We start from the raw sequence: 1,494 nt of genomic DNA, 5'->3' as shown, positions 1-1,494 counted from the left end.
ACCTGCTCGTAGCCGGTGTGCATCGGCAACGTCGGCGATGTGTTGCTGGTGGAAGCAGAGGTGGCGCTGGTGGGAGCACGCAGCCACGCATATTTTTTGTTGGCACCAACCGCTGCCAGGGCAGTTTCATTTATGGTCGACAACGAAACTTGTCGCTGCTTTGCCTTGTTTATGAGCTCCTGCTCATCAGGCTCGAACGTAACCCCGCTCCCTCCAGAAACCCAGCGAATCAGGGTCGTGAGTTCCACATTGTGTTGCTCTGCGTATTCGTGATAACTCATGACGGGGCCGCTCCGATTCGCAGCCGCCCACGCCAAGGCATGGCTCTTGCGCTCGCTGGCCGTGTATTGCTTATGGGCCCAATACTGCTTTGCCTTGTTTATGAGCTCCTGCTCTTCAGGCGTGAACGTAACCCCGCTCCCTCCAGAAACCCAGCGAATCAGGTTCACGTGGACCACATTGTACCGCCGCTCATATTCGTGATAACTCATGGCGGGGCCGCTCCGATTCGCAGCCGCCCACGCCAAGGCATGGCTCTTGCGCTCGCCGGGCGTGTATTGCTTATGGGCCCAATACTGCTTTGCCTTGTTTATGAGCTCCTGCTCATCAGGCTCGAACGTAACCCCGCCCCCTCCAGAAACCCAGCGAAACAGGTTATTGATGTCCACATTGTACCGCCGCGCATAGTCGGTATAACCCATGACGGCGCCGCCCTGATTCGCATGCGCCCATCTCAAGGCATGGTTCTTGCGGTCGGAGAGCTCATAGAACTGATGGGACGCATGCCCCTTTGCCGTGTCTATGAACGCCTGCTGGTCAACCGTGAACGTAACATCACGGATCCCTCCGGATATCCATCTATGCAGTGTCGTATAGGGGATAAAGTATGCCTCTGCGTACTCATTAATACTCACATCGTGGCCACTCTGATTTGCAGCGGCCCATGCCAAAACATGGCCCTTGCTCTTATCTTTGTCCATTCCTAGTTAGCCGCCTTTGCAGTCAAATTTCGAAGTCTTCCTACACAACGGATGCGCGGGGCCGCCGGTTCAACCTCGATCGGGCCTGTCATCCGAACAGGGCTATCGCGTAGTCGGTTGGGGGGTGTCCGACCTGGGGGGTGGGGATGGGATCAGTGAGGTCAGGGTCCAAGTAGGACGGGTGCGACCCTTTGGTGATCATGGAGTTTACGAAGACCCATGACCCAGAACAGGACCGTACCCGGGCGCAGCAGCGAGTCGATGTCGACGAACATGCTCAGGACCGACACCGCACCACGCACCCTGGCTACCTTCCGTAACCTAGCTATCGGAACCAAACCGGCTCGCCGGACGCGCCAACATCGCCCACGCCCGCCATGACCTCCACGGCCGCGCTGAGGTCTTCACCGTCTACGGCATCTAGCAAACCCTTACCAAGTCGGACAGAAGGAGACAACGAAGGGGCACTGGGGGCGGAGCACCGTTGTTCAGTCGTCCACGCGCCATCTGGGGT

General features: G+C 57.9%; 1 protein-coding gene. It reads right to left on the bottom strand.

Annotated features, from left to right (window positions below; all coding sequences use genetic code 11):
- On the bottom strand, positions 1 to 980 hold a 980-nt coding region (locus tag AB0H52_RS31995), incomplete at its 3' end, for a hypothetical protein (RefSeq protein ID WP_357952031.1).
- Positions 981 to 1,494: the final 514 nt, after the last annotated feature.

Source organism: Micromonospora sp. NPDC050695 (genome assembly GCF_040654415.1).
Classification (GTDB): Bacteria; Actinomycetota; Actinomycetes; order Mycobacteriales; family Micromonosporaceae; genus Micromonospora.
The sequence above is the reverse complement of the archived record's forward strand: the minus strand, read 5'-3'. Positions and strand labels throughout refer to the sequence as shown.